Annotated in this window: 33 protein-coding genes; 26 read left to right on the top strand and 7 right to left on the bottom strand. The window is 70.8% G+C overall.

Translation table 11 applies throughout. The features are described from left to right. Positions 1-58 precede the first annotated feature (58 nt). The 4 genes from ACQEWB_RS31160 to ACQEWB_RS31175 form a co-directional block, all read right to left on the bottom strand. Positions 59-1,408, bottom strand: a complete 1,350-nt coding sequence (locus ACQEWB_RS31160) for an SCO6881 family protein (protein ID WP_432836802.1) — start codon at positions 1,406-1,408, stop codon at positions 59-61. 35 nt (positions 1,409-1,443) lie between these two features. Next, complete coding sequence (locus tag ACQEWB_RS31165) at positions 1,444-2,124, bottom strand: hypothetical protein (protein WP_432836804.1); 681 nt, start codon at positions 2,122-2,124, stop codon at positions 1,444-1,446. Continuing rightward, a complete protein-coding gene (locus ACQEWB_RS31170) occupies positions 2,124-2,441 on the bottom strand; it encodes a DUF6112 family protein (RefSeq protein WP_432836806.1) in 318 nt (105 codons plus the stop codon). Before ACQEWB_RS31170 ends, ACQEWB_RS31165 begins: the two co-directional genes overlap by 1 nt. A 137-nt stretch (positions 2,442-2,578) precedes the next feature. Then, the gene (locus ACQEWB_RS31175) at positions 2,579-3,706 is read right to left on the bottom strand and encodes a C40 family peptidase (protein WP_432836808.1); all 1,128 of its coding nucleotides are present in this window, start codon (positions 3,704-3,706) and stop codon (positions 2,579-2,581) included. 523 nt (positions 3,707-4,229) lie between these two features. On the opposite strand from ACQEWB_RS31175, the gene ACQEWB_RS31180 reads away from it, so the two are divergent. The 21 genes from ACQEWB_RS31180 (at position 4,230) to ACQEWB_RS31280 (ending at position 19,692) form a co-directional block, all read left to right on the top strand. Then, positions 4,230-4,985: a DNA-methyltransferase gene (locus ACQEWB_RS31180; protein ID WP_432836810.1), complete on the top strand. Its 756-nt coding sequence runs from the start codon at positions 4,230-4,232 to the stop codon at positions 4,983-4,985. Positions 4,986-5,243: 258 nt separating this feature from the next. Then, positions 5,244-5,858 (top strand): DUF4913 domain-containing protein, encoded by a 615-nt coding sequence (locus tag ACQEWB_RS31185; RefSeq protein ID WP_432844111.1) that lies wholly within the window; start codon positions 5,244-5,246, stop codon positions 5,856-5,858. Beyond that, positions 5,855-6,343, top strand: coding sequence for a hypothetical protein (locus ACQEWB_RS31190; protein WP_432836812.1), 489 nt, complete (start codon positions 5,855-5,857; stop codon positions 6,341-6,343). Before ACQEWB_RS31185 ends, ACQEWB_RS31190 begins: the two co-directional genes overlap by 4 nt. Next, a complete protein-coding gene (locus tag ACQEWB_RS31195; protein ID WP_432836814.1) occupies positions 6,340-7,059 on the top strand; it encodes a DUF3631 domain-containing protein in 720 nt (239 codons plus the stop codon). The genes ACQEWB_RS31190 and ACQEWB_RS31195 overlap by 4 nt, the downstream gene beginning before the upstream one ends. 29 nt (positions 7,060-7,088) lie before the next feature. Beyond that, on the top strand, positions 7,089-7,550 hold the full coding sequence (locus ACQEWB_RS31200; protein WP_432836816.1) for a GNAT family N-acetyltransferase: 462 nt from the start codon (positions 7,089-7,091) through the stop codon (positions 7,548-7,550). Beyond that, on the top strand, positions 7,547-8,227 hold the full coding sequence (locus ACQEWB_RS31205; RefSeq protein ID WP_432836818.1) for a hypothetical protein: 681 nt from the start codon (positions 7,547-7,549) through the stop codon (positions 8,225-8,227). Before ACQEWB_RS31200 ends, ACQEWB_RS31205 begins: the two co-directional genes overlap by 4 nt. Before the next feature lie 54 nt (positions 8,228-8,281). Then, a complete protein-coding gene (locus tag ACQEWB_RS31210; RefSeq protein ID WP_432836820.1) occupies positions 8,282-8,998 on the top strand; it encodes a hypothetical protein in 717 nt (238 codons plus the stop codon). A 201-nt stretch (positions 8,999-9,199) separates the two neighbouring features. Next, positions 9,200-9,544, top strand: a complete 345-nt coding sequence (locus ACQEWB_RS31215; RefSeq protein ID WP_432836822.1) for an SH3 domain-containing protein — start codon at positions 9,200-9,202, stop codon at positions 9,542-9,544. 61 nt (positions 9,545-9,605) lie between these two features. After that, positions 9,606-10,064, top strand: coding sequence for a hypothetical protein (locus ACQEWB_RS31220; protein ID WP_432836824.1), 459 nt, complete (start codon positions 9,606-9,608; stop codon positions 10,062-10,064). Continuing rightward, entirely contained in the window at positions 10,061-10,501 is a 441-nt protein-coding gene (locus ACQEWB_RS31225; RefSeq protein WP_432836826.1) for a hypothetical protein, read from the top strand. Before ACQEWB_RS31220 ends, ACQEWB_RS31225 begins: the two co-directional genes overlap by 4 nt. An 11-nt stretch (positions 10,502-10,512) precedes the next feature. After that, positions 10,513-10,935: a hypothetical protein gene (locus ACQEWB_RS31230; protein ID WP_432836828.1), complete on the top strand. Its 423-nt coding sequence runs from the start codon at positions 10,513-10,515 to the stop codon at positions 10,933-10,935. A gap of 30 nt (positions 10,936-10,965) precedes the next feature. Beyond that, entirely contained in the window at positions 10,966-11,856 is an 891-nt protein-coding gene (locus ACQEWB_RS31235) for a winged helix-turn-helix transcriptional regulator (protein WP_432836830.1), read from the top strand. Continuing rightward, complete coding sequence (locus tag ACQEWB_RS31240) at positions 11,853-12,368, top strand: hypothetical protein (RefSeq protein ID WP_432836832.1); 516 nt, start codon at positions 11,853-11,855, stop codon at positions 12,366-12,368. Before ACQEWB_RS31235 ends, ACQEWB_RS31240 begins: the two co-directional genes overlap by 4 nt. Further along, positions 12,365-13,606: an MFS transporter gene (locus ACQEWB_RS31245; protein ID WP_432836834.1), complete on the top strand. Its 1,242-nt coding sequence runs from the start codon at positions 12,365-12,367 to the stop codon at positions 13,604-13,606. The genes ACQEWB_RS31240 and ACQEWB_RS31245 overlap by 4 nt, the downstream gene beginning before the upstream one ends. Positions 13,607-13,647: 41 nt before the next feature. Then, on the top strand, positions 13,648-13,986 hold the full coding sequence (locus tag ACQEWB_RS31250; protein ID WP_393542031.1) for a hypothetical protein: 339 nt from the start codon (positions 13,648-13,650) through the stop codon (positions 13,984-13,986). A gap of 94 nt (positions 13,987-14,080) precedes the next feature. Next, a complete protein-coding gene (locus ACQEWB_RS31255; protein ID WP_432844113.1) occupies positions 14,081-15,301 on the top strand; it encodes an ATP-grasp domain-containing protein in 1,221 nt (406 codons plus the stop codon). Next, on the top strand, positions 15,298-16,461 hold the full coding sequence (locus ACQEWB_RS31260) for an MFS transporter (RefSeq protein WP_432836836.1): 1,164 nt from the start codon (positions 15,298-15,300) through the stop codon (positions 16,459-16,461). Before ACQEWB_RS31255 ends, ACQEWB_RS31260 begins: the two co-directional genes overlap by 4 nt. After that, entirely contained in the window at positions 16,458-17,111 is a 654-nt protein-coding gene (locus ACQEWB_RS31265; protein WP_432836838.1) for an HAD family hydrolase, read from the top strand. Before ACQEWB_RS31260 ends, ACQEWB_RS31265 begins: the two co-directional genes overlap by 4 nt. A gap of 49 nt (positions 17,112-17,160) precedes the next feature. After that, entirely contained in the window at positions 17,161-18,036 is an 876-nt protein-coding gene (locus ACQEWB_RS31270; protein ID WP_432836840.1) for a DUF317 domain-containing protein, read from the top strand. A 29-nt stretch (positions 18,037-18,065) separates the two neighbouring features. Next, positions 18,066-18,542, top strand: coding sequence for a hypothetical protein (locus tag ACQEWB_RS31275; protein ID WP_432836842.1), 477 nt, complete (start codon positions 18,066-18,068; stop codon positions 18,540-18,542). 139 nt (positions 18,543-18,681) lie between these two features. Continuing rightward, the gene (locus tag ACQEWB_RS31280; protein ID WP_432836844.1) at positions 18,682-19,692 is read left to right on the top strand and encodes a SpaA isopeptide-forming pilin-related protein; all 1,011 of its coding nucleotides are present in this window, start codon (positions 18,682-18,684) and stop codon (positions 19,690-19,692) included. Between the two features lie 70 nt (positions 19,693-19,762). Here the strand turns inward: ACQEWB_RS31280 and ACQEWB_RS31285 are convergent, their stop codons facing one another. Together ACQEWB_RS31285 and ACQEWB_RS31290 are read right to left on the bottom strand one after the other, a co-directional pair. Continuing rightward, complete coding sequence (locus ACQEWB_RS31285) at positions 19,763-20,386, bottom strand: hypothetical protein (RefSeq protein WP_432836846.1); 624 nt, start codon at positions 20,384-20,386, stop codon at positions 19,763-19,765. Between the two features lie 232 nt (positions 20,387-20,618). Continuing rightward, on the bottom strand, positions 20,619-20,786 hold the full coding sequence (locus tag ACQEWB_RS31290) for a hypothetical protein (RefSeq protein WP_432836848.1): 168 nt from the start codon (positions 20,784-20,786) through the stop codon (positions 20,619-20,621). A gap of 198 nt (positions 20,787-20,984) precedes the next feature. Here ACQEWB_RS31290 and ACQEWB_RS31295 point away from each other — a divergent pair, with 198 nt between their 5' ends. Then, positions 20,985-21,515 carry a hypothetical protein gene (locus ACQEWB_RS31295; RefSeq protein ID WP_432836850.1) on the top strand — a complete coding sequence of 177 codons (531 nt, stop codon included), beginning with the start codon at positions 20,985-20,987 and terminating at the stop codon, positions 21,513-21,515. Between the two features lie 9 nt (positions 21,516-21,524). Continuing rightward, positions 21,525-22,256, top strand: a complete 732-nt coding sequence (locus ACQEWB_RS31300) for a hypothetical protein (protein WP_432836852.1) — start codon at positions 21,525-21,527, stop codon at positions 22,254-22,256. Here the strand turns inward: ACQEWB_RS31300 and ACQEWB_RS31305 are convergent. Beyond that, positions 22,251-22,589 carry a hypothetical protein gene (locus ACQEWB_RS31305; RefSeq protein WP_432836854.1) on the bottom strand — a complete coding sequence of 113 codons (339 nt, stop codon included), beginning with the start codon at positions 22,587-22,589 and terminating at the stop codon, positions 22,251-22,253. The genes ACQEWB_RS31300 and ACQEWB_RS31305 overlap by 6 nt on opposite strands. A 349-nt stretch (positions 22,590-22,938) precedes the next feature. Here ACQEWB_RS31305 and ACQEWB_RS31310 point away from each other — a divergent pair, with 349 nt between their 5' ends. The 3 genes from ACQEWB_RS31310 (at position 22,939) to ACQEWB_RS31320 (ending at position 24,464) form a co-directional block, all read left to right on the top strand. Further along, positions 22,939-23,310 (top strand): DUF317 domain-containing protein, encoded by a 372-nt coding sequence (locus ACQEWB_RS31310; RefSeq protein ID WP_432836856.1) that lies wholly within the window; start codon positions 22,939-22,941, stop codon positions 23,308-23,310. Between the two features lie 107 nt (positions 23,311-23,417). Further along, on the top strand, positions 23,418-23,699 hold the full coding sequence (locus ACQEWB_RS31315) for a hypothetical protein (protein ID WP_383828478.1): 282 nt from the start codon (positions 23,418-23,420) through the stop codon (positions 23,697-23,699). Positions 23,700-23,744: 45 nt separating this feature from the next. Continuing rightward, positions 23,745-24,464, top strand: coding sequence for a DUF317 domain-containing protein (locus ACQEWB_RS31320; RefSeq protein ID WP_432844115.1), 720 nt, complete (start codon positions 23,745-23,747; stop codon positions 24,462-24,464). The last annotated feature ends 4 nt before the right edge of the window (positions 24,465-24,468 follow it).

The following is a 24,468-nucleotide window of genomic DNA, read 5'->3' on the forward strand; positions in this document are numbered from 1 at the left end:
CGGGGCGGCACGCGGCGAAGGAGTGCGCGGCGCGTGCCGCCCCGGAGTCGGGCAGGAGCTACAGGCCGGTGGGCGGGGGCGGCGGTGCACCAGTCCCACTGGTGCCAGCCGAGTTCGGTGCCGACGGGGCGCCCTGCGGCGGGGGCGTGGAGGCACCGGCGCCGGGCTGCGACATGAAGCCGCTGCCGCCGCTGGGTGCCGATGCGGCACTGCCGCCGCCTCCGGGCGCGCCGCCTACCTGGCCGCTGGTGTCGTCACTGGGGCTGGTCGGGGGCGGCTGAACCGCCTTTTCCAGGCCGTTCTTGATGCCGTCGCCGCCAGAACTCGGAGAGCCTTGGCTCTCTTGGCCGCTGCCTCCGGTGGGGTTCGCTGCTATGTCGCCAGGGAACCCGCCGCCGGCGGCCTCGGGCCCGGCGGCGCCCGCTCCGGCTGCCGCGCCGCCGGTTCCTGCGGTGGCGGCTGCGGCGGCGGCCTTCCGGCCGGCCTTCTCGGCGTGCTGTCGGGCGAGTTGGGCGCCGGCACCACCGGCGCGGTGAATCGATTCTCCGTCCGTACCCTCGGCCGCCCAGTGGACGAACTTGAAGGTGGCGTACGGGCAGAGCAGCACCAACACCATGATCACGATGCCTGACATGACGTCGGCGAGCGCGCCCAGGCCGTCCTTGGCCTCGGTCTTGCCCATGGCGGCGATACCGAGCACGAAGATGATCGTCATCAGCAGTTTGCTGACCACCAACGTGGCGGTGGCCTCGATCCAGCCGCGCCGCCAGCGGCGGGCGACCTCCCAGCCTCCGCCAGCCCCGGCGAAGACCGCCAAGGTCACCATGACGAGGATGCCGACCTTGCGGACCATCATCACGCACCAGTAGAGGAACGCGCCGACGGCGGCGCCGAGCCCGGCGAACACCGCGACCAGCCAGCCCAGGCCCGCCAGGGAGGGGATCTGGGAGACCTTCACGATGCGGCGGACGGCCGTCTCGATGGACAGGTGTGATGCCTTGAACAGGCCGGCGGACAGGGCGTCGACCACTTCGATGGCGACGGTGGTCAGGGCGATGGCGGCAAACGCGAAGATCACGCCCGAGGCGGTGCCGGTGAACGCCTGGGTGAGGGCCTGCCCGTCGCGCTTGACGGCGGCCCGGATGAGCTGCGCACAGAACGTCCCGACCAGGATCACCAGGCCGATCGGCAGCAGCATCTCGTAGTTGTCGCGGAACCAGCCGGCGTTCAGGTCGACCTTGGTGGTGGCGTCGACCGCCTTGGCGGCCAGGTCGGCTGCGGCGGCGGCGAGTTCACCGGCGCTCTTGGCCATCCAGTCGCCGATCGCCTTGCCGGGATCGGAGGCGAAGTCGACGGCCTCGCCGACGGCGCAGAGTTTGTCCGCTACGGGGAAGTCGCAGAAACCCACGGGAAGTTGGCCTCCTTATCTGTTGGTGAGGTGGGTCACTGCGTGACGCTGGGGGCGATGGCGGCGAGGGTGCAGTCGTGGTTGGGCCGGCACTGCACGGCGAGGGTCACGGCGCGGTCCTCGGCTCCGCCGCCGCCCTTCTTCCACTCGATCTGCTGCTTGCCATTGACGGTGACGACGTAGATGTACGCCTCGGTGATCGCGGACGGGTCTTCGGCCAGGGCCTGCTTGAACGCGCCGGGGTAGTGGCCTTCGGTGACCGTGCCGGTGGCGTGCTGGTCCTGGTCGGCCATGCGCGACCACAGCAGCGGGTCGGGGACCTGACCGGACACCGAGGCCCAGTCGGTGTACTTGGTCTCCTTGGTCATCCACGCCCGCATGCCCGCGAGTTGCTGGTCACGGCTGGTGTCGCGGGTGTCGTACGACCAGAGCATCGCCGCCGCGGCCTTGGCGAAGGCGACCGGCTCGGCGATCTGCGGGGGCTTGGGCACCGCCCCCGACCCGGCCGCGGGCTTCGGCGCGGCCTCGGAGGGCGAGGAACTGCTGTTTGGCGAAGGCGTGTCGGCGCCCTGGTGGTGTTCGCCGCGGCCGGTGAACCAGGCGGCGGTCGCGGCGACGGCGAGCAGCGCGGTGACGACCAGGGCGACGATCGCGACGCGCTTGTTGACGGACCAGGTCACGCCGTACCCGGACAGGGAGGGGAGTCGATTCGGCATCAATGAACCTGCGACCCCAGGCCGGAGAAGAACGCCACGATTCCGTTCGCGGCGCCGAGGCCGAGCGCTGCGCCGGCCGCGACGACCGCGCCCTTCTTGCCGTTGGCCTCGGCCTGATGGCCACCGGTGTGGTGGCCCCAGGCCCAGACACCGAGGGACACGGCCAGGGCGCCGACGACGGCGATGATCCCGAACAGGTTGATCGAGTTGACGACGTTCTTCAGCACGGACAGACCGGGAAGGCCGCCGCCCTTGGGCGAGATGCCTGGGTCGTAGGCGAGGAGGACGGCGGCGCGGTCTGCGAGAGGTATGGGCATGGGTGTGGCGGGGCTCCTTGCGTGCGCGGGCCGTGCAGGGGCCGGCGGAAGGGAAGAAAGAGGGAGGAGAGGTGCGCTCGCGGCGCGAGAAGGGGGCCCGGCGGGCGTGGCCCAGGAGGTGCCCGGGGCGCGCGGCGTCAGAGGACGCGGCGGACGGCCAAAATGGCCCAGTCCTTGATCGGCGTGATCCGGACCGGTTTTGAGGTGCGCGGCGCCTCGATGACGAGGCCCTCGCCCATGTACATGCCGACGTGTTCGGGCCGGGCCGCGGTGCCGCGGCTGAAGATCAGGTCACCCGGCTTGAGGTCCTTCGCCGAGACGGCCTTGCCCTCGTTGACCTGCGTGTACGTGGTGCGGGTGAGCTTGATGCCGGCGTGCGCGTACGCCTGCTGCATCAGCGAGCTGCAGTCGCAGCGGCCCATCGGGTCGGGCCCGTGGGAGTCGGTGCACGAGCCGCCCCACTGGTAGAGCGTGCCGAGCTGGTGCATGGCCCACTCGATGGCCTTGCGGGCCTTCGGATCGGCATCCTTGGGGATCTTGTACCCCTTCGGGACGCTCCCCTCGGGGATCCGCCCGAAGGACGTGCCGTCCTTGTCCGGCGCACATCCGCCGGAGGCGGACTCGGCGTCCTTGTCCTTCGTGTCCTTGGCGGACTCGTCCTTGTCGGCGTTCGGGAACGTGGCGGCGATGGCCTTCTGCAGCGCGGTGGCCAGGTCCTCCCACTGCGCGTACGCGTCCGGATAGCCGGACTTCTGGACGGCCTGGGCGGCTTGGGTGACCTTCATCTGCTGCCAGCCGTCGACCTTGAGTAGCGCCTTGTAGAAGCGCTCCGAGGCGTAGACCGGGTCACGGATCTGCTGCGCGGTTCCCCACCCCTGGCTGGGCCGTTGCTGGAACAAGCCGAGGCTGTCCCGGTCCCCGGAGTTGAGGTTGCGCAGCCGCGATTCCTGCATCGCGGTGGCAATCGCGATGATCTGCCCCTTCTTGGGCACGTCAAGGCTGATGCCGGTGGCCACGATGGTCTGCGCGTTGGGGATCTGCTCGGCCGGAAGATCTAGGCCCTGGATGTGGACGTCCTTGCCGGACGCGCCGTCGAGGAGCTTGGTGACTTCCTTGGTCACCTCGGCGGTGTCGATGCCGGTCAGGCATCCGCTGAAGGACGCGGTGGTGGAGGCTTCGCTGGAGGACGCCATCATCATGGCGGTGCCCGCGAGCAGAAGCGGGGAGAGGACGACGACGCCGATGCCGGCGGCTATGCCCTTCAATCCGGTCCGCCTCCCGGAAGGCGGTCACGGGCCGGCGGACGGATCGCGGGCAGGGGAGGGTAGAGCGATGTCACAGCGAGGTCCTAGGTGAAGTCCCGGCGGCGCGTGCGTCGTTGAGGAAAGGGCGCGACGACCGGGTGGTGGGTAATTCGGGTGGCCCGGGTGCCATTGCGAGTTGCCGCTCGCACCGGCACGGGGCGCCGGGTCAGGTGTGCCAGGACATGGGATACCTCCACAAAGGCAGGGGCGGGGATGTGCCATCGGCGGTGTCCGCCGGGCAGTTCCAAAACAGTAAGGGCGGATCCCCGGTTGCCGAAATCCTTCGTGATCAAGGCTCTATTGCGGGGTTTTCGGCGGCGATAGCGCTCAACCGGGGATCGTGCCCTACAGTTTTGGCTCCTCCCCTCGCCCCCTCACGTCGCAGACCGCGGAGCCGTCCGCCCGCATTCGGTCCTGTGGGGGTCATCCAGGCGAGCCGGAGCGTCTCTCACTCATCTCACACAACCCGAATCGGGGTATCTCTTTGCCTTTTTCCCTGCACCAGGGCGACGCGCTCGGCGTCCTCGCCGGACTGCCCGACAACTGCGTCGACTCCGTCATCACCGACCCGCCGTACAACTCGGGCGGGCGGACGGCGAAGGAACGCACCTCGCGGTCCGCGAAGCAGAAGTACACCTCGGCCGACGCCGGCCACGAGCTGCCGGACTTCACCGGCGAGAACATGGACCAGCGCAGTTACGGCTTCTGGCTCACCCAGATCATGACCGAGGCGCACCGGCTCACCAAGGTCGGCGGCACCGCGCTGCTGTTCACCGACTGGCGCCAGCTGCCGATCACCACGGACGCCATCCAGGCCGCCGGCTGGCTGTGGCGGGGCGTCCTGGCCTGGCACAAGCCGCAGGCCAGGCCGCAAAAGGGCAGGTTCACGCAGAACTGCGAGTTCATCGTCTGGGCGTCCAACGGCCCGATTGACGCCGCCCGCAACCCGGTCTACCTGCCCGGCCTCTACAGCGCTTCGCAGCCCAGCGGCAAGGCGCGCCAGCACATCACGCAGAAGCCCGTCTCCGTCATGCGGGAGCTGGTGCAGATAACTCCGCGGGGCGGCACGGTGCTCGACTTCACCTGCGGATCCGGCTCGACCGGGGTCGCAGCGCTGCTGGAGGGCCGCGATTTCATCGGCGTCGAGAAGACCAAGCACTATGCCGAGATCGCCGCCGACCGTCTCACCGAGACGCTGCAACAGACCCTTTCCCAGGATGACTTGACGCTGACCGTCTGAGGCTGAAACTCGCGCGCGGCGCGGCGAGCCGCGCCCCTCGTGCGCGGGGTTCCTGCCGCGTCATGCGCAGCGTTATAGCAGCGAAGCCCCGGTTACCGAAACCGGGGATTCTCCGGATGGTTGGAGCCGCAATCAACGCCCTATGGCTGCGGCCCAAGGAGGCCCCTTTTCGTGCCTGAATCCATAAACCCCCCGGACGACGCGGAGAAGGATCCGGTCCAGATATCCGACCCTCATCTCCCCTCGGAAGAGGAAGAGATGGAGCCGGTTCGGCTGCCGGAGGCCGAGCTGGCGAGAGTCGAGGCGAACGTCGCCATGCTGCTGGATCGATCCGCAGAGCACGGCCGCCAGATCGATAGCCTCTCCGCCGCACCGCCGCTACCGGACTCGCCGTTCGCCGCCTACGGACTGCCGGGGTTCGCCGGCCTGCCGCCCGCCCCCGCGCCCCCCGAGCCGCGTCCGATCCTCGAGTTGGAGGACGAGGAGTACGAGGACGAACTCGACGCCCTGTCCGACTGGGTCGACGACTTCCTCCTCCGGGTCTACGGAGCAGAGGTCACCACCGCCGCCCCGTGGTGCGAGCAGTGGCAGGAGCACGCCGACGTCGTCGCCTGGCTTCACGCCCTGTGGCTGGCCTACCAGCAGCACAAGGACGCCGAAGCCGGCCTGTCCGGCCTGTTCGTGTGGCACCGGGACTTCCTCACCCACGCCATGGCCACCGTCCGAGCCCCCGGCGGGCCGCTGTCCGCGTGCATGACCGATCCGGACCGGCCCGCGCACCGCTTGCTGCCCGGCCCTCGTCCCTCGAACCGGACCACCTCCGCCACCGAGGAACACGAGGAGACCGGCGAGCTGGGCCAGGCCGGCGGATGACCGGCCGCGAGGACCGGCCGGCGTTCGGACTGTCCTTCGACCCCCGCGCCCTGACCGATCTCCTGCAAGCACCCGGCGACATCCGCGACCTGGCACTCGCCCGGCTCCAGGACGTCGTCAACGCCCGCCTCTTCGGCGCCAAACTCACCCGCGACCTCGCCGGCTGCCGCAAGGTCTACGTCGATCACCGCAATGCCTGGCGCATCGTCTACGCCCAGCGGCCGGCGCCCGCGAACTCCACGCACACCACCGAAATCCACGTCGTGGCCGTACGCCCGCGCGAGGCGCACGACGTGTACGACACCGCCCGCGCCCGCCTCGGCATCCGCCGGCGCCCCCTGGGCGAGCGCACCCACGCCGCCCGCACCCGCTCGCCGCAGCTGGGCACACGCCCGCCCGTCCCCAAGCCGGGACCACCGCCCTATGTGATGCCCGGCCTTCCCCGACCCGCAATGCCCCCGACCCTGAAGGGCCCCGTTCGTTGACGCAGTTCCCCACCCTGATCGACCAGGTCGCCACCGCCGTACTCGCACCGGCCCAGGTCACCGAGAACCCGCACCACCGCGCCATCCTCGACGTGTTCGTCGAAATCCAGGAACTCGACCAGCAGCTCGCCGAGTTCGCTGGCACTGAGCTTCCCGGCGTCAGCCCCACCGAGCAGCTCAACACCCTGACCGACCTGCTGGTCGAACGGATGGCCGCCGGGGCGGAACTGAGCGCGCTCCTGGCCACCTCCTGCTGCTGCGCCGCCGCGTACGAAGCTGCGCCCCCGTCCGAGTACGAACCGCTGGACGACGAGGAGCCCGGCTTCGACCCGGACTTCGACGACTTCGACGGGTTCGACGACTTCGAAGAGCCGGACGGCCTGGACGACTTCGACGACATCCACGAGGACGCGTGCGAGGAGTTCCTGTCCTGCCCCAGCAGCCCGCAGACGATCGTGCACGCCTGCCTCGCCGTCTTCGACGACGAGGGCGCCCCGGACTACGTAAGCACCGCGGAGCTGGTCCAGCGCCTGCGCGGTCTGCCCGGCCAGGCTGAGGGGCGCTGGAGCTACGCCGACCTCACCCCGCTGCGGCTGGGTCTGCTCCTGCGCGGCTACGGGGTACAGCCCTGCAAGCCGCGCGCGGCCGACGGCAGCCGCTACCGGGCCTACCGGCGCGCCGACCTGCTGGCCGCCCGCCCGACCTGCTCCTGCTGAGGCACCCCGCCCTCGCGCGGAGTCGGCGGGTGACGGAGGCGGACTGGGACCGGGTCGCCGCCTTCCACGCGCAGTGCTCCGAGCAGAACCTGCTGCGCCGCTGGGGCCGTACGCGACTGACGCCCCGCGACCTGTCCCGGCTGCTTGCCCACGCGCAGTGCTGGATCGGGCTCGGCGCCGACGAGCGGCCCGTGGCCCTTGTCTGCGTCGGGCCGGTCAGCCGGGAGCCGGGGGTCTTCGATCTCGGGCTGCAGGTCGTCGACCACCGTCAGCGTCAGGGCATCGGCTCGGCCCTGGCCCGCGAAGCCGCCCGCCTCGCCCGCGCGCGCGGAGCCCACACCCTGTCCGCGTTCACGCAGGTGGCGAATGCGCCCATGCTCCGGCTCCTCGACCGCCTCGGCCCGACGTCGCATACCCGCGACGGCCCGTACGTCGAGGTCCGACTCGCCCTGGACGCGCTCCCCCCGGACCCAGAAACCGCTCCGCCATGACCGCACCACAGCCCGACGGGCTGATGCCCACCGCCCTCGATCAGCGGATCGAAGCCGCCGTGGGCTACGGCGTCGAGGAGCTGCGCCGGCACCGCGACAGCGGACTCCTCGACGCACCGCACGCCGCCCTGGCCGACACGTACCGCGAGCTGGCGGCGGCTGAGCGGGACGTCACCTTCTACCGTGTCCGTCTCGCTCGCCTCGCCTCCAGTGAACTGCCCGTGGACCAGGCGCTGTTCGCTCGAATCGAGCGCACCCTCGATCAGCTGGCGACGGCCGCCGCCGTCCGCGATGCGAAGAGATCCGTGGCAGCCGCGGCGCTGGCGCCGATCGAGGCCGCCGCTCCTCGGCAGGCGCCACCGCAGATCGCGACGAAGGATGTGGCGGCTCTGCTCGCCATCGCCCAGGGCGCCAAGCTGCATGAACACCTCGTCACCCATCGCCTCGCCGTGGCGACTCCCACCCGCACCCGCATCTCCTACGCCCAGCTGCAGCACCTGGAGGAGATGGGCCTGGTGGCGCGCGACACCGCGCACCCGGTGCACGCCGGGCAGCCCGTCACTCTCACCGATGCCGGTCGCGCCGTACTGACCGCCCCCCGCCGCGCGGGCCCGCCCGGGACCACGCCCGCGCCCCTGCCGCCGGCCCTCCCTGCCGTCTCCCGTACCCGCCGCTGAACCGCGCTCCGTGCTACGCGCACGGCGCCGCCGGGGTCACGACCGAAAGCACCGATGCCCACCTACGAACCCGATTTCCGCCTCGACGGATACGAAGCCGTCAACGACCACGTCGCCGACCAGTTCTGGGGGCACATCGGCATCGAGCAGGACGCGATGACTGTCCTCGCCGAGCACCACAGCGACGACGCCGAGCACAGCTTCTACTTGATGCACAACCGCGCCGTCACCTGGGGCATCCCCGGGGAACCGCAGATCGTCGCCCTGCACCTCAAACGCGACCCGGCCGCGCGCACCTACCAGTTTGACCACGCAGAGCTGCCACTGCCGTCCATGGCACAGTCCTGGCTGATCGCCCGCGGCTGCCCCGAGGAGAAGATCCTCCTGCCCGACGGCATGGGCACCACCCCCGCGAACGACGCCACCCGCGTGCTGGAGCAGCGTCTGCGCAGCGACGGCGACCACTTCGCCCTGCTCACCAGCTACACACGCGACGACGACCCGATCCAGACGACCGTGATGCTGCGGGCCGTCGACGAGAAGGCGGCACTGCCCTTCCGCGTCCTGCTCGAAGAGGTCGACACCACCGTGTGGACGCACACTCTGCGCGAGGGCGGCTTCCAGACCTTCGAGGCCGCCACTCAGTGGTGGGAAGCGCACTGGAACGGCGACGAGCCCTCGCTGCCGACGGCCTCGCCGGCAACCCGGCCCGTCACCGCCGTCCCTGCCCTGCCGGCACGCCCCGCCCCGCCGCGCGGGCCGGGCCGCTGAACTCCCGCTAACCCGACGGCATTTCGCCTTCCTGCCCCGGCGAATTGCCATCAGCCGTGTGCGAGGCGGCGCGGAACATAGCACGCAATCCCCGGTTACCGAAACCGGGGATTCTCCGGACTCTTGTTCTCAGCCCGCACGGCACCCGCCTGGGGCTGCTTCTTCCGTATGCCCTTTCCTCGAAATGGAGCTCAATCCCCCATGCGCTCAACCCGCATAGCCGTCTCCGCTGCCCTGCTCGGTGCCCTCGCGCTGCCGCTGGTCTCCACCGCCACCGCGAGCGCCGCACCCGCGCAGCCGCCAACCTCCATGACCGACCCGACCTGCAGCAAGCCCGGACCGTGGACGCTCAGCACCAAGGCCGTCACCATCCGCGCCAAGACGTCCGCCAACTCCAAGGCGCTCGGGATTCTGTATCGGGGCCACAAGTTCACCGTGCACAAGACCAGCGGAAAGTGGCGCTACATCACCGACAGGACGACCGGCGTCAAGGGCTGGGTCTCCGCCAAGTATGTCTACCGCCCGGCCGGCATGTGCCTGGACTAGCCCACCGTCACCCCATTTTCCATTCCCACACCGGAATTTCCGAAACGAAGGGAAGCTCTTAGTGCTCGACGCCAGCGAAGACGTGATGGGCGTCATCACCGAGCGAATCGAGGACCGATTCCAGATGCCGCTCGGCGACCTACGCCGGGCTGTTGAGGCGGCACCGCAGGCCAATCCCGAGGCCACCACCGTCGTGCACTGGTACGGCCTGCTCGCCGAAACACAGCAGGCCCTCGACACCGCCGAGGACGCGCTCGTCGAGGCGCTGGGCACCCAGCCGCCGGACGTACTCGACGACCCCGTCATGGAGTTGGCCCACCAGGTCAACGCCGCTGTCGCCGCCCGGGACGGCCGCGCCATGGTCGTGAAGTACCTCCTCGACCCCAACGCTCCTGGCAAGCGCGGACCCGAGGTGTGGCGCGGCGCGTCTCCCGCCGCCCGTCGCGCTCCGGCCCTGCCCACCTCTCCGCCCACGCTGCCCAGTGCGCGGAACACCACGGCGCGCGGGGCCACGCGGTGAACGTCATCAAAAGGTCCAGCAGCCGTGATGCGGCACTGCAGGAAGCGTTCGGCACAGAAGTAGCCGAACTGTACGCACAGGCAGCCCGCGGCGAGGCGAATGCTGCACTCCAGCGGGCCCTGGAACTGCGCAGCTTCCTCGCCATTGCCGAGGAGCAGGTGGCCCGCGTCCGTGACCGCGTCCATTCCGCGACGGAACCCGACGGGGACATGGACGACCTGTCCGCCGAGGACCTGCGGTGGGACGCCCAGTGGCTGGAGGCGGCTCTGGCCGGCCGCGACGGCTACACCGCCGCACTCGACGAGGTGCTGCGCACCATGCCGGCGCCGAACCAAGTAGCAGCACCACGCGCCGGGTTGAGTCCCAAGATCGCCGCCACCGCTCCGCCCGCCCCGGCCCCACCCCGCGCCGGGGCGGTGCGGACCCGACGTCCCTGAAAGTCCACCGATTGCCCCAGCCCGACACCCCGTCCCATGCCGTTTCCCAGCTCGTCGCCCAGCGCATCGAGGCGCTGTACGGGCAGCCGCTCGCCGAACTCGAAGCCATCGCCGACGCCACCCCCGAGACCACGCTGCTCGCCGCCTTGACCGGCACCCACGGCGACCTGGCCCTCGCCGAACGCAACATCGCCTTCCAGCTACAGCGACTGCGCGAACTCACCGGCCCTGACCAGGAGATCGGCCGTTTCGCCGCCGGCCACATCCTCGACTGCGCCCGGCGCATCGCCGAGTCCGTCGCCACCCGCGACGCCTACGCCAAGAGCACCAGCGCGGTCCTGGGCGGCCTGCGCCGCGTGTCCGCCCCGGACACCCACCCGCCGGCTGTACCGGCCCCCGCCACGCCGACGGCGACCACCTCCCGCACCCGCTGATCCACCCGTACCGCTTGAGGAGCCCCCTTCTTGGCCACCACCGCGCCGCCCGCCACACCGAACGATTTCGTGGGCGTCACCAAGACCCTGGACCTGCTCGCCCCGCGCTGGAGCGCGTGGGTGCTGATGACCGTCTCCTCCCAGCCGCTGCGCTACGCCGAGTTCAAGCCGAGGCTTCCGTGGCTGGCGGACGGGCAGCTCCACCCCCGGCTGCGTCACCTCACGAACGCCGGCGTCATCGAGCGCACGGAGTACGCCCCGCGCCACGTCACCTACGGCCTCACCGGCCGCGGTGCCGCGCTGCTGGGCGTCCTCACGGTGATCGCATCCTGGGGCGACACCTATCTGGAGAAGGAGCTGGTCGCCAACAAGCACACCGGCGAGGTGGAGTCCGAGCGGATCGCACCGGCCCAGAACATCGACGACGCCGTCGCGCTGCTCGCGCCACGGCACGCCACCCCGATCCTGTTCTCCCTGCAGGCCCGGGGCACCGCGACGGCCAAGACGCTGGCGAGTGAGGCGATGCCCGGCTACGGGCTGACCGCCGTCTACAAGCCCCTGGAACGCCTGGTCGACGACGGCCTCGTCACGGCCACCGGAACCGGCGGGTACCAGCTGACCGCGAGCGGCCGGGCACTCGCCCCCGTTTTCCAGGCGATCTCCGCCTGGGCCACCGCCCCGGCGCCCGAGCCCGACGCCCGTCGGACTCGGGCGCCGGGCGCCGCCCCGTCGCAGAACCGTTCCGGCCCGTGGGCGACCACTCCGACCCGCCTTCCCGCACCGGCGGTTCCGGCAGCGCCAGCAGTTCGTCCCGCGCTGGCCACGACGCCCCCGGGCGGCCCGGCGTGGCAGCCCGGCGACCTCTTCTCCCACCAGATACCCGCCCGCCCGATCTCCCCGGCAGGAGGCCCGCGCCGATGACCCGCTCCCTGCCCGAGAACCTCCTGCACGAACGCCGCGCGATCCGGACCCTGACCCTGCCGGGCCTGATCCGCCTGGTCACCGAGATCGACGACAACGGCCCCATCAGCCACCGGCGCGGCAGCCTTCAGGGCGCCTTCGGCGACCTCACCCCCGGGCAACTGCGCCACGCCATCGACGTCGCCCGCGACCTCGGCCTGGTCCACGCCGACGAACAGGCCCCCGACCGCTACCGGCTCACCGTGAGCGGCGAGGCTCTGGCCGAGGTGTACGACACCGCGGCCCGCTGGGCGCGTGCCCGTCAGTTCCCCGACACCAGCACCGACTTCGTCACCCGCGTCCAGCACACCCTCCAGCTGCACAGCCGCAGCACGCGCGCGTTCGGTTCGAGTCTGGAGCCGTCGGCGCCGCATCAGGTCCTCACCGATTTTTTGCAGGCGAACCCCCGCGTCCTCAACCACACCGACGCCCGCTCCGCGCAGGAGAGGGCGGAAGCGGGGCGCGCTGCGTGATATCCCGTGTCGGACCGCGCCATGCCCGCCGCCCGGTCCCCACAGTGCTGCGCGGCATCTACCTGCCGCGCAGCACGGACGCCGCCGCGTACGCCATGGCCACCTACGGCATCCCGCTGCTGGTATTGGCCAGTACCAACTCCGCAGCCCTGACCGGCCTCGCCTTCGCGCTGGAATGGATCCCGCGACTGGGCGCGTTCGCCTTCGCCGGGGCCCTGGTCGACCGCCATGGCACTACCACCGTGCTCCGCTCCGCCTCCGTTGCCCGCGCCCTGGTCGTCCTGGCGGCCGCGTACCTCCTGCCGCAGCAGGAAGCGGGGCTTGGGGCAACGGTCACCGTCATGGTGCTCGCCGCGTCCACCGGGATCCTCACCGAGTGCTCGTACATCGCGGTTGAGACCGCGGGCGGGGTCGCCAGCCGTGAGGCCGGCGCCCGCGCCCACCGGGTGCAGTCGGTGCTCCTCGGTATCGACCAGGTTGCCACCCTGTCCGGCCCCGCGCTGGCCGGTCTCCTGCTCCAGCGGACCGGCGCCACCGGGATGCTGCTGGTGATCGCCGTCTTCTCCCTGCTCACCAGCGTCCTCGCTCCGCGCCAACACCTGCGCCCCGAGCCCGCCGCAACGCAGCCCGTCGGCAAGGGACTGCGCACCGGATGGTCGACCCTGCGCGCCCTGCCGGCACTCGGCTGGCTGGTGGCCGGACTGACCGTGTCCAACCTGGCCGTGGGCCTGCTGCAGGCCGCCGCCCCGGTGATCATCGTCAAGCAGCTCGGCCACTCCACGGCCGACGTCGGATACATCTGGTCGGTGGCCGCGGTCGCCTCACTCGGCGCGGTCCTCCTGTGCCGCAAGGCGATCGACCGCTTCGGCCTGTGGCCGGTCGGCGTCGTATCCGCAACGATCGCCGCCACCGCGTGCCTGGCCGTCTCCTTCGCCGGCACCTACCACGCCTATCTCGCTCTGATCGCCGTCCTCATGGCCGGCGAGGGCGGCATGACCGTCGTGCTGCGCACCCTGCGCTCCCGCCTCATCCCCGCGGACGTGTTCGGCGCCACCCTCTCCCTGACGATTTTGCTGCTGTTGCTGCCCTTCCCGCTGGCCGGCGTCCTCGTCGCCGTCGTGCCGCCCGCCGAGCTCGGCCACGTCATCACGCTCTGCGCCGTGCTCCAGGCTGCGGGCCTGTTCACCGCCTTCGCCCGGCTGCGCGCCACGCCCGCCCTGCGCACTTCCTTCGCCTGACCGATCCGGTCGCCTTCCTGCCCACCTCACGGAGACCCGCTATGCCCACGTCCCACGCCCCGGCCGAGCAGTCGGTCCTGCCGATATCCCGCCCCTCGTTTCGAGCAGGATCGCGGCCTACGCTGACCGACCGGTTCCTGGCCTTCGACGCCGAGCACCCGTACGTCTACCGCGCGTTGGAGCGCCTGACTGCCGACCGGCTCGCCACGGGGGCCACCCGGGTTGGGCTGAAGGCGCTGTTCGAGGACCTGCGCTGGCAGCTGCCCGCGGGCGTGCGCGGACTGAACAACAACTTCACCGCCCTGTATGCGCGAAAGCTGATCGAGGACCACCCCCACTGGGCGAGTGCCTTCGAGCTGCGACGTCGCCGCACCCTCTGACCCTGGCTGTCTGCCGTCAACCTCCTTTGTCCTGCCACTGTTTGGAGCCTTGTTGTCCTCTCGCCCCGTCGTCCTGGTTGTTGCAGCCGCCGACATGGAGGCGCACGCGTATCGCGGCTACTGCCTTGAGAACGTCCGCGCCCACTACGACGTCGTCCTGATCTCCGGCGCCGAGCCGACCTGGGAGAAGGAGTTCCTCCTCGACTACGCCGTCGCCGACCCCACCGACCAGGCGGCACTCGTCGCGGCCGGGCGAGCGCTCGCCGAACGCTACGAGCTGGCCGGCGTTATGACCTGGACCGAGTGGTACCTCGTCCCGGTCGCCCGGCTCGCCCGCCAGCTCGGCCTGCCCACCACGGCTCCAGAAGCCCTTAAGGGCTGCCGCAACAAGCACACCAGCCGGAGCCTGTTCGCCCGCCACGGGGTGCCCTCCGCCGTATCCGTGAGCGTGCGTACCGAGCGGGAGGCGGCCGATGCCGCCGCGCTGATCGGCTATCCCGTCGTCCTCAAGCCCGCCGCGCACGCCGCGAGCATGGGCGTCATCCGCGTCGACACGGCCAACGACTTTCCGGGTGCGTACGCCTTCGCCGCGCGCACCGCCGACCACGGTGTGGAGAGCACCCAGGTCCTGGTCGAGGAGTACCTCGACGGCCCGGAGGTGAGCGTCGAGTGCGTCACCTATAAGGGGCAGACCACCGTGGTCGCCGTCACCCGCAAGACCGTCGGGATGCCGCCCTTCTTCGAGGAACTGGCGCACGTGGTCGACGCGAACGACCCGCTGCTCGCCGCCGTGGCACCGGTCGCCGTCGCGGCCCTCGACGCCGTCGGCATCACCGACGGCGTCAGCCACGTCGAGATCCGCATCGTCGACGGCCGCCCCCGCCTGATCGAGGTCAACGCGCGCATCGCCGGCGACATGATCGGCCACCTCGTCCACCTGGCCACCGGCGTCGATCTCGCCCGTGCCGCCGCCGACATCGCGTGCGGACGTACGCCTGACCTGACGCCTACCCGCCGCCAGGCTGCGGCGATCCGCTTCATCTACCCCGCCTATTCCGGCACCCTGACCGCCTGCGGTGTCGTGAAGCCCACTGGGGGAGTGGAGCGCGTGCGTTTCCAGCGACAGCCCGGAGACCAGCTCCTGCTCCCCGAGGACGGCGGCCATCTGTTCACCGCCCGCGTCGGCTTCGTCATCACCACCGGGCCGACCGCCACGGCCGCCCAGGACCGTGCCCAGGAGGCGTACCGCAACCTCGACGTCCAGGTGGCCGCTGCCACACAGACGGCTCCGGCCACCGGGGAGCACGCCGCGTGAGGAAAACCGCAGCGATCGAGCTGGTGCGCAGCCGCCGCCTGCTGATCGGGTACTTCGCCGGCCTGGGGGTGATCATGGCCGTCTTCGGCGCCCGCATGCCCGCCGTCCAGTCCGCCGCCGAGGTGAGCACCGGCGGGCTTGCCCTGGTCCTGCTGGCCGCCGCCCTCGGCATGGTCGCCGGACTCCAGGCGGGTGGGCGCCTCGCCGTCCCGGCCCGCCTGCCCGCGCTGCTGACCGGCGGCGCCATGGCCCTCGCCGCCTGTCTCGCCATCCTCGGGGTCTGCTCCACTCTGGAGAGCCTGTTCGCGGCGGCGTTCGTCTTCGGCGTCGCGCACGGCGTCCTCGACGTCGCGGCCAATGCCGCGGCGGTCCGCTGCCAGGACGCCCACGGCCGCCCCATCATGGGGAGGCTGCACGCGAGTTACAGCCTCGGCGCCCTCCTCGGCGCCGCGCTGGCCGCGGCCACCGCCCACACCTCACACACCGTTCTGTTCACCGGTGTCGCCGTCTGCGCCGCGGCGGCGGCCGGAGCCACGACGGCTCTGGCCCGGACTCTCGCCAGCTCTGGACTCAAGCCCGTTCACCATCTTGCTGCACAGGGCTCGTGCGAACTCGGGGGCCAGGCGCGGCCCCGGGTGCGGCTGCTGGGCGTCCTGGCAGCAGCAACATTGCTGGGCGAAGGCGCTGCTGCCGACTGGGCCGCCGTCCACCTGCACGGCCTCGGCGCGACGGCCGCGACCAGCGCCGCGGCATACGGGTCCTACAGCGCCGCCATGGCCGCAGGCCGACTCGCCGGTGACCGACTCACCGCCCGCTTCGGCGCGTCCACCGTCGTCCGCGCCGGCGCCGCTTTGGCCGCACTCGGGCTTGCCACCGGACTGGCCGGCTCCACCATCGCCTTCGCCCTGTTCGGCTGGGCGGCCTTCGGCCTGGGCCTGTCCGTCACCATCCCCAGCCTGATCACCGCCGCGGGCACTGGCGGACCCCGCGCGGTCGCCACCGTCGCGGTCACCGGCTACGTCGGCCTGCTCGCCGGCCCCGCCGTCATCGGCGCCCTCGCCACTGTCACTGCGCTCCCGCACGCGCTGCTGCTGCCCGCCCTCCTCGCCCTGACCGTCGCCACCCTCGCACCCAAAGCCCTGGAGAGAACGACCCCTTGACCCGCACCCACGACCCCCGGACCGGCGTTGAAGCCCTGATCGTCGACTACAACGGGGTTGCGGGCCTGCAACCCCCGACTGCCATGTGGACCCGCCTGGCCGACCTCGCCGAGTGGCCCGGCCGGCATCTCCCCTCGTTCCAGGACGCCTTCTGGGCTCCCCGCAACGCCTACGACGCAGGGCAACTGAGCGATCTCGCCTATTGGGCCAAGGTGCTCGGTCACCACCCCGGCCCGCGATGGCTGCGCACCCTGCGCGATGCCGACACCGCCCTGTGGACCCGCACCGACCAGCGCGTCCTCGACATCCTGTACCGCGCCCGGGCCGCGAGGCTGCCCATGGTTTTGCTCTCCAACGCCCCGGCCCACCTCAGCAACGTCCTGGACGCCACCGACTGGCGGCGCGAACTGATGGACGACGCCCTGTACTCCGCACGCCTCGGCCTGTGCAAGCCCGATCCGGCCGCGTACGAACACGCCCTGGCCGTAACCGGCGCCGACGACCCTGGGCGCGTGCTGTTCGTCGACGACCGCGAGGACAACTGCCGGGCCGCCGCCGAGCTGGGCCTGCGCACCCTGCACTACACCGGCCAACCCGCAGAACTTGCCGCGCAGTTGCTGCCCGTCATCGCGGAGCGAACCGACTCGTGATCCCGCACCGCGCCGCTCACCCCGCAGCCTCGACACCCTCTGGACTTTCGTGCCCGACACCGAAGAGATCGACGGCGACGTCTACGTTTTCCCCCGCTATCTCGCCGGCAGCACCTACACCGGCGACCCGGCCCTTGAGCCTCTGATGGCACTCGGCTGGGAGCTGACCCACGACGACCTCGCCAACGTCTACGTCACCGCGCCCGACCGCAAGATCCGCCTCGGCTACCTGCCCGAAGGCGACGACGACGGACTGTGGCGCATCAACGCCTACTCCGATCGTTTCGGCTCGCCCGCCTGGGGCGTCAGCTTCAACGACACCTGCCCCACCGAGTTCGTCACCGCGTTCACCACGGCCTTGGCGACCGCGTACCAGTCCGGGCCCGACTACTACCTCGCTCAGCCTGACCCAACTGACCCCGAACTCGACGCATTCCACGCCGTCGTCCCGCTCATCAACCGCGGCTGGACCATCCAGCACCCGCGATGGGGAGTCCTGGAGATGCAGACCCCGGACGGCATGGCCGGCCTCGAATACGCCCAGGGCAGGCTTGATGCCGAGAAGGAACTCGCCACGCTGCAGGCTCGCTGGTACCTGTGGGGCGGCCCAAAGAGCGGATACGCCCGCTGGTACGCCACCGCTTCCACGAACACCCCGATCCCACTGGTCACGGCCATCACCGAGAGTGTGTCCGACCCCGCGCCCCTGCCGCGCTGGAAGGACGAGATGCTGCGCGGCCTGCGCGAGAGCGCCCAGCTCGTTCCTGTCACCCCTCCGCCGCCTCTGGTTCCCACGCCCCTCGACGTCCGGCGTATCGCCCCCCGCCGGGCGCCCGCGCTGACCACGCGCAGCATCCCGCGCTGGAGCACCACGACAACTCCGTCCGCAGTCCTGCCCGCCCGGCGCTCCGGCCCCCACCGCTGACCAGATCCCCTTCGTCCGAGAGAGGCTCTTTGGCCCTGCACGCCCAGCAGTTCTTCGACGACGTCATCGAACTGCCTCTCCACCAGTACGCCATTGTCGGCGACGCCCTTTACGCATCCCCGCAGCCGAACTCGCCGCTGCGGCTACGGATCGACTTCGCCCCCACCATCCGCCACGGCGAGTACGACGGACTTCGCCTGCGCGTCGTCCACCCCGAGCAGGGCGTCCTCGACACCGCGATCCTCCGCTTCGCAGACCACGGCACCTTCACCCGCCGCGACACGGCTCGCGACCTCGTGCCCGGCCGAGACGGCTACGCCGTCATCCGCGACTGGCACCCCCACAGCAGCCAGCCACCATGGCACGGCGCGGACGGCGCAGGGCTGCGTACCGCGATCGAGCAGTACGTCCACTTCTGGATCCCGGCGCCTGCCGCGTCCCGCCCCGTCGGCCGCCCTGTCGCCCAGCCCACACCCACCGCCGGGGCTTCCCTCCGCAGCCGTTGACCGCCCACCTCGCCACGGAGTTCTGGATGTCCCCGCTTCGCTGGCTGCCCCCGCGCCCAGTGCCGTGCCGCTCCCGCTGAACAACGACCCGCGCGCCCGCCTTGCCTGTTCCCGCCTGTATCCCTTGGAGAGACCCTTCTTGCGCATCCGTTCCGCTCGCACCCTCCCGGTCGCTGTTGCCGTCGCCGCCACGGTGACCGGTTCCCTGTCCTGGGCGCCGACCGCCTCAGCCCAGAGCGCCGATCCCGCCCCGTCCGCATCCACGTCCTCGACTCCTCGCAACGCGGCCGAGCCGGAGACCGGCGGCGTGGCCATCCTGAAGAAGGACCCCGGCGGCGATGTGCTCGCCGGCGCGTCCTTCGCCCTCTTCGACTCCGTGGGCAAGGAAGCCGCCAGCGGCAAGACCGACGCCCAGGGCAAGCTCGCCTTCCAGGACCTCGCACCGGGGGTCTACCGCCTCAAGGAGGTCTCCAGCGGCAGCAACCTGCATGACACGGTCGACGACCAGGACGTCATCGTCACCCCCGACACGGACACACCGCTCACGATCGTCGACCTCTTCAAGGACGCCTCAGTGTTGCTGAAGGCCAAGGACGACAAGACCGGCAAGCTGCTGGCCGGATCCACCGTCAACATCGGCAGCGGCGACAAGACCCTCCTCACACTGACCACCGGCTCCGACGGCACGGCCGCCGGCAAGCTCCCCATCAACTCCCGTACCGGCACAGACTTCTGGGTCAAGCAGGTGAAGGCACCCGCTGGCTACGACCTCTACAAGCCCTCGAAGGAGTTCAAGGCCAAGCCGGGCGATCCGGTGACGGTCACAACGACCAACGCCAAGACGGCGACCACCCCGCCACCGACGGAGAAGCCGACCGACAAGCCCACGGACAAGCCGAGCGACAAGCCCACCCCGGGCAAGCCCGGCAAGGACGAGGAAACCCCGCCCCCGTCCGAATCGGCCACCCCCACCTCTGACGAGACCGCGTCGAGCACCGCGGCGCCCGCCCCCGAGGGCTCGCTCGCACACACCGGCGCCGACGCCACTCCCTGGCTGCTCGGCGGCGCCGGCCTCCTGATCGTCGCCGGCGGAGGCACCCTGGCCGTAGCCCGCCGACGCCGTACGGGCGACGCCACCGACGAGAACTAACCACCCACAACACCGCGAAGGCCCCCGGAATCATCCGATTCCGGGGGCCTTCGCGCGCGTGCGGTGCCGGCTAGGCGGCCTGTTCGACAATCAGATCCGGCACGTTGATGTAGTCGGCGGGTTCGCGTACCCGGATCGGCATGGTGAGCCCGAGCAGTGGTGCCACGTCCGCGAGCCGCGCGTAGACGATCTTGTAGGTGTGCAGTCGGTGGAACCAGGCCGTCGACATCTGGATGTCGCGCCAGGGTCCCTCCAGCTCCTCGATCGCCCAGTACGCACAAGAGGCCACCTCCTTGGCCCGCTCGGCGTCGGCGGTGAACAGCGCCTCCCACTTCGCGATGTACGGGGTGCCGTCCGGCGCCGGCCACTGTCCCGCGCCCGGGACGACGTCCCACCGGAGCCAGTCGCGGAGCACGTTCTGGACGCTGTGAAGGCCGAGATCGCCAAGGGGCTCACCCCACACGGCCGTCGCCAGGCGCATCGCCTCGGCGATGGCGAGGGTGAGCTCGTCGGTGCTGACCACCCGCGGGCCGAATCGGTTCGGGCCGTGCCACATCGGAGGCTTCGGGAGCGGGCTGTCGTCCTCCGGCTGGGCCTCCAGCCAGGACACGATCGCCTTGGCCCAGGGCATGCACTCGGTCAGCGGGTGCTCGCCGCCGTGGGCGGCTGCGTACCGCTCCGTGTGCTCGCGCACGCAAGTAGCCAAGTCCACCGGCACGTTTGCCTCCTAGAGATCACCGGCACGACCCCCGCCCTGACCTGACAGAACGGGGGCCCGGCGATCCTCGCGGGCTACGGGGGGAACCTGCGAGGAATCTGGCCGGAGCCTATCCAGGCTCCATGCGGCTACACCTCGGTGATCGAAGGAGATGGCCGGATCTCGATGGGCTTCCGGGTAGAGGGCCGGCCGGCCGAGGCGTGACGGCTCACGGCTGCTCTCCTGCGGCCTCGGCGCGGGCAAGCTCCTTGAGCGCGACGCGGGCTGCGGGCGTGCCCGCCGGACTTCGCCAGAAGGCGTGATCGGCGATCCGCTGCGAAAGCTGCAGCAGGCGACGACGCTGTTCGGCCGCCCCGCCGTTGTCTTCGTTCGCCAACCGTCCGTATGTGACGTACCAGGCGGTCTGCGTTTCGACGAGGTCTGGGGGGAAGGGGTGCCGAGTCATCCCGCTATTAGAAACCCTGTTCGATTTCGGAGCCAAGTCCTCGGACGCCGGGCGTGGCGCATGCCGGTCAGGTGCCCCGGACAGCGGCTTACTGTGGAAGGGCAACGATCTCTCCTGGGAGCACAACGAGTGACAGCGTCAATGGAGCGGCTCTGCGACTGGGTCGTCAACAAGGACAAGGTCTGGGTCCACGGCGACCGGATCACCGACGGCCACGTCGCTTTGGACATGCGCCTCACCCCGGGGCTCAACCCCGGCGAGGTTGCCCGGGACGGGCAGTGGGTCCTCCGCAAGGCGCAGCCCTCACGCTGGGTCTCTGAACAGCACCCCGACCTCTCCGACGTCATCCCGGCGGCAGCCGACGGCGCGGACTGGAGCGAGATCACCTGGTCGGCCTGGGTGACTCGCGGTCTGCGGATCGGCGCGCTGCTCGGCGGCGCGGTGGCCGTGGACCACGAGTGGCTCGCCCGGCTTCAGCCCGGCTATCGGATCGAGGGGTCTCCCGGACACCGGTTCCTGCGGATTGTGACCAAGAAGACCGAGCCGTCGCTGCTGACGGGCGGGGCTGGGCACCGGACGGTGGTCGGCGTCGTCATGCCCGCGTCGATCGAGGGTTCGGTTGCCGTCCTGGAAGCCATCGTGCAGGACCTCAACGTCTAGGTTGACCGGGTGAGCACGCGGCCCCAGCTTCCAGGCGATCCCTCAGACCTGCACCTGCGCATCTCCTATGACGACGGACTCTGGGACACCCCGCAGGCGGACACGCTGGAGCGATGGAACGTGGCTGTCCTCCACCGCCGGCGTGTGCACGACGGAGGCCAGGGGCCGGCGGCGACAAGCAGCTGCGCCAGCGCGGAGTGCTCCTCGTGCACGGTCGAGGACGCCGCTGTGGGGTCGATGACGTTCTACCGGGTGCACCTCGACCGCGGACGGAACGCCTACTGGGCCATGGAGGAGGAGTCGGAGGAGCTGTACGAGACCGCTCAGGTCCTCCTCGATCCCGACACGGGCTCATTCACCAGCGAGGTCAGCGAGCTGCTGGAGTACGTCGGCTCCGCGCTGCTCGTCATGGACCGGGTGACACTGGACCCTGCGTGGCGTGGACACGGACTCGCCGCGGTACTCGGCTGCGAGGCGATCCATCGGCTCATGTTCGGCTGCCGGGCAGTTGCCTGCTCGCCCGGCGTTACCGACCTCAGTAGTCGACGGCTGACGGACCAGGCCGAGTGGGACCGCGTGAACGCCAAGATCGCCCAGGGGTGGGAGAGCCTCGGGTTCCGTCTCTATCGGGACAATGTCTATCTGCTCTCCCCGGCCTCGCCAGATCTGGAGGAGCAGCGCGGGACGCTTCGAGGACGGCTCGCGGACCTCGGTGCCTCCTGGCGGACCGGGGCGTCATGAGGAACGGCGCCGCTGCGAGGCGCTCCAGGGAAAGCTCCAGCCCCGGCGGCCGGTCGGTGCCTCGCCCGGGTCTGGCGGCGCCTTCGGCGGCGGGGCGATCCTGTCGGGCTCCAGGCCGATCTTGTCCGGGTGGACGCAGGCGGGCACGGTCTCGTCGTGGGTGTAGCGGTGCCCGTTCTCCGGATGGAACGGGCACTCCCAGGACGGCCTGTTGTAGACCAGGAACTGCGCGCGTGGGTACCGGGTGGCTGGGCAGATCCCGCAGACGGGGCGGCTCGGGTCCTCGCGGTCCGGATCGATGTACGGCGGTCCGGCAGGTTCCGGGAATTCCATAACAGCCAGAGAGTAGCGGGCCCGTCTCACCGAGTAGCCCGCGCCGAGGCCGACGGGCGCGCAGGGTGGCAGTTTGTCCGCTGCCATCGAATCCAGTCGACGTCGATCCTTGCCATCCAACCGAGTCGTCCCAGATCAGCCGGGTCTGCGCCGCTGCGGTCGACACAACCGGCTTTGACAGCCAACCCAGTCCGCACAGGTCGGCGACTTCGACCCGACTGGGTTGGCTGTCGACGGACACAGTTCGCCGGTGGCAGACGAGGAAGATCCCCAAAGGACTGGTGGACGTCGCAACAGCATGCCAACCTGAACGACCTTCCGGAAAATCCCAGGTCAGAGAGGTGATGCTGTGGCATTGGATGCGTCGCAACCCGGATTCGCCACCACGGTCGCCGCTTTGCGGCTCCGCTCCTGGAAGCTCGGTGCCGGCCAGGCGATGGACGTGATCGACCAGTTCTCGCAGGCCGATTTCACCCACATCGTTGACGACCGCGCCGACGTGCACATCAGCTCACGCGACGGCCGGTTCTACCTCGGCTACTTCCCGAACGGCCGGCCAGGCGGCGCCGACAAGGACTGGGTGACCGGCGAGGGCTGGGTCATCGCCGTCACCGGCACCGCGAACGTCCCCGGCTACCGAATCGCCTTCTCCACGGACACTCCGGCGGAGATCGTCGCCGATGCCGCGGCCCGGATCCTGTCCACCTCGCGACCCCTGTGACGGGCACGTCCGCCCTCCCTATATATGCGCCCCGCGTACCCTGCCCCTGCTCGCGCGGATTCGTCCGCTACCGCTAGGAGAACGCCTTGGAATCGCACTCGCCCGAGATGACCGTCGGCGACATCATCGATGCCCTGTCCGCCTTCGACCGTGACACACCCGCCCGCCTCGCCATCAACCCCTTCTTCCCCATGGCCCACCGCCTGGGCGGCGTGGAGAAGTCGGTGGACGAGCACGGCCGGCCGATGGTCTACATCGCCGAGTCGCCGGAGGCCGAGCAGTTCGGCCCCTTGCCGCCCGCCGTGGCCGTCGCCCTGGCCTGGCAGGGGCCGGTCGAGGCACCCCCGCGCCGCCGGCGCGGCGCCACCCGGCCGAACGACGGCCACTGACCCACCCTCGAACTGACGGAGGCGCCCCTGCACCCGCACCACCCCATCGATCCTTCTCACCCCGTCTCGCCCGACCCGAGGTATTGGGTCGTCCCGCGCCACCTGGCCGGCGATGACGGCGTCCTCGCCGAGCGGATCGGCGATACCCTGACCGACCTCGGCTGGCGCATGTGGCCGACGTCCCGCAACTCCCTGCTGTACGTGAGCCCCGACGGCCTGCGTGGCGCCGAGTGGATCCTCGCCTCCTACCCGTTCGAGCTGGGCGGCCTCCCGGTCGCCTGGCAGATGTCGGCCCGACCGCACCCGGACTCGGCTCTCACCGAGTGGAACGCGTACTTCACCGCCGGCGTACCGCACGAGGCGCTCACTGATTTCCTGCTCGCGCTCGACGCGAGCGAGACCCCCGATGCCGGGCTCGAGAACGCCGAGGCGGTACTCACCGCGCTCACCGCCCGCGGGTGGCTGCGCGACGTGGACCGCCCGCATACGACCGCCACCGACCCGGGATTCTCCACGAACGTCTCGCTGGAGATGCTGCCGCCGCTCATCCACGATGCCGACCCCCGCGATGACCTTCTGGGGTGGCAGGCGTGGGCGGAGCCCGTGCTCGGGGCGCCGTACTTGTGGTGTGCGAGTTTCAGCGCGAGCGCACCGCACGAGCTGGTAGCGGCCTTCGCCTCCTCGCTCGCCGTACCCGGCCCGGTGCCGCGTCGCACGCTGCCCGTGGGCGCGGAGGACCGTCTCACCGTCGTCCGTCGTGGCTGACGGC

Source organism: Streptomyces sp. CA-249302, from assembly GCF_050936785.1.
Taxonomy (GTDB): domain Bacteria; phylum Actinomycetota; class Actinomycetes; order Streptomycetales; family Streptomycetaceae; genus Streptomyces.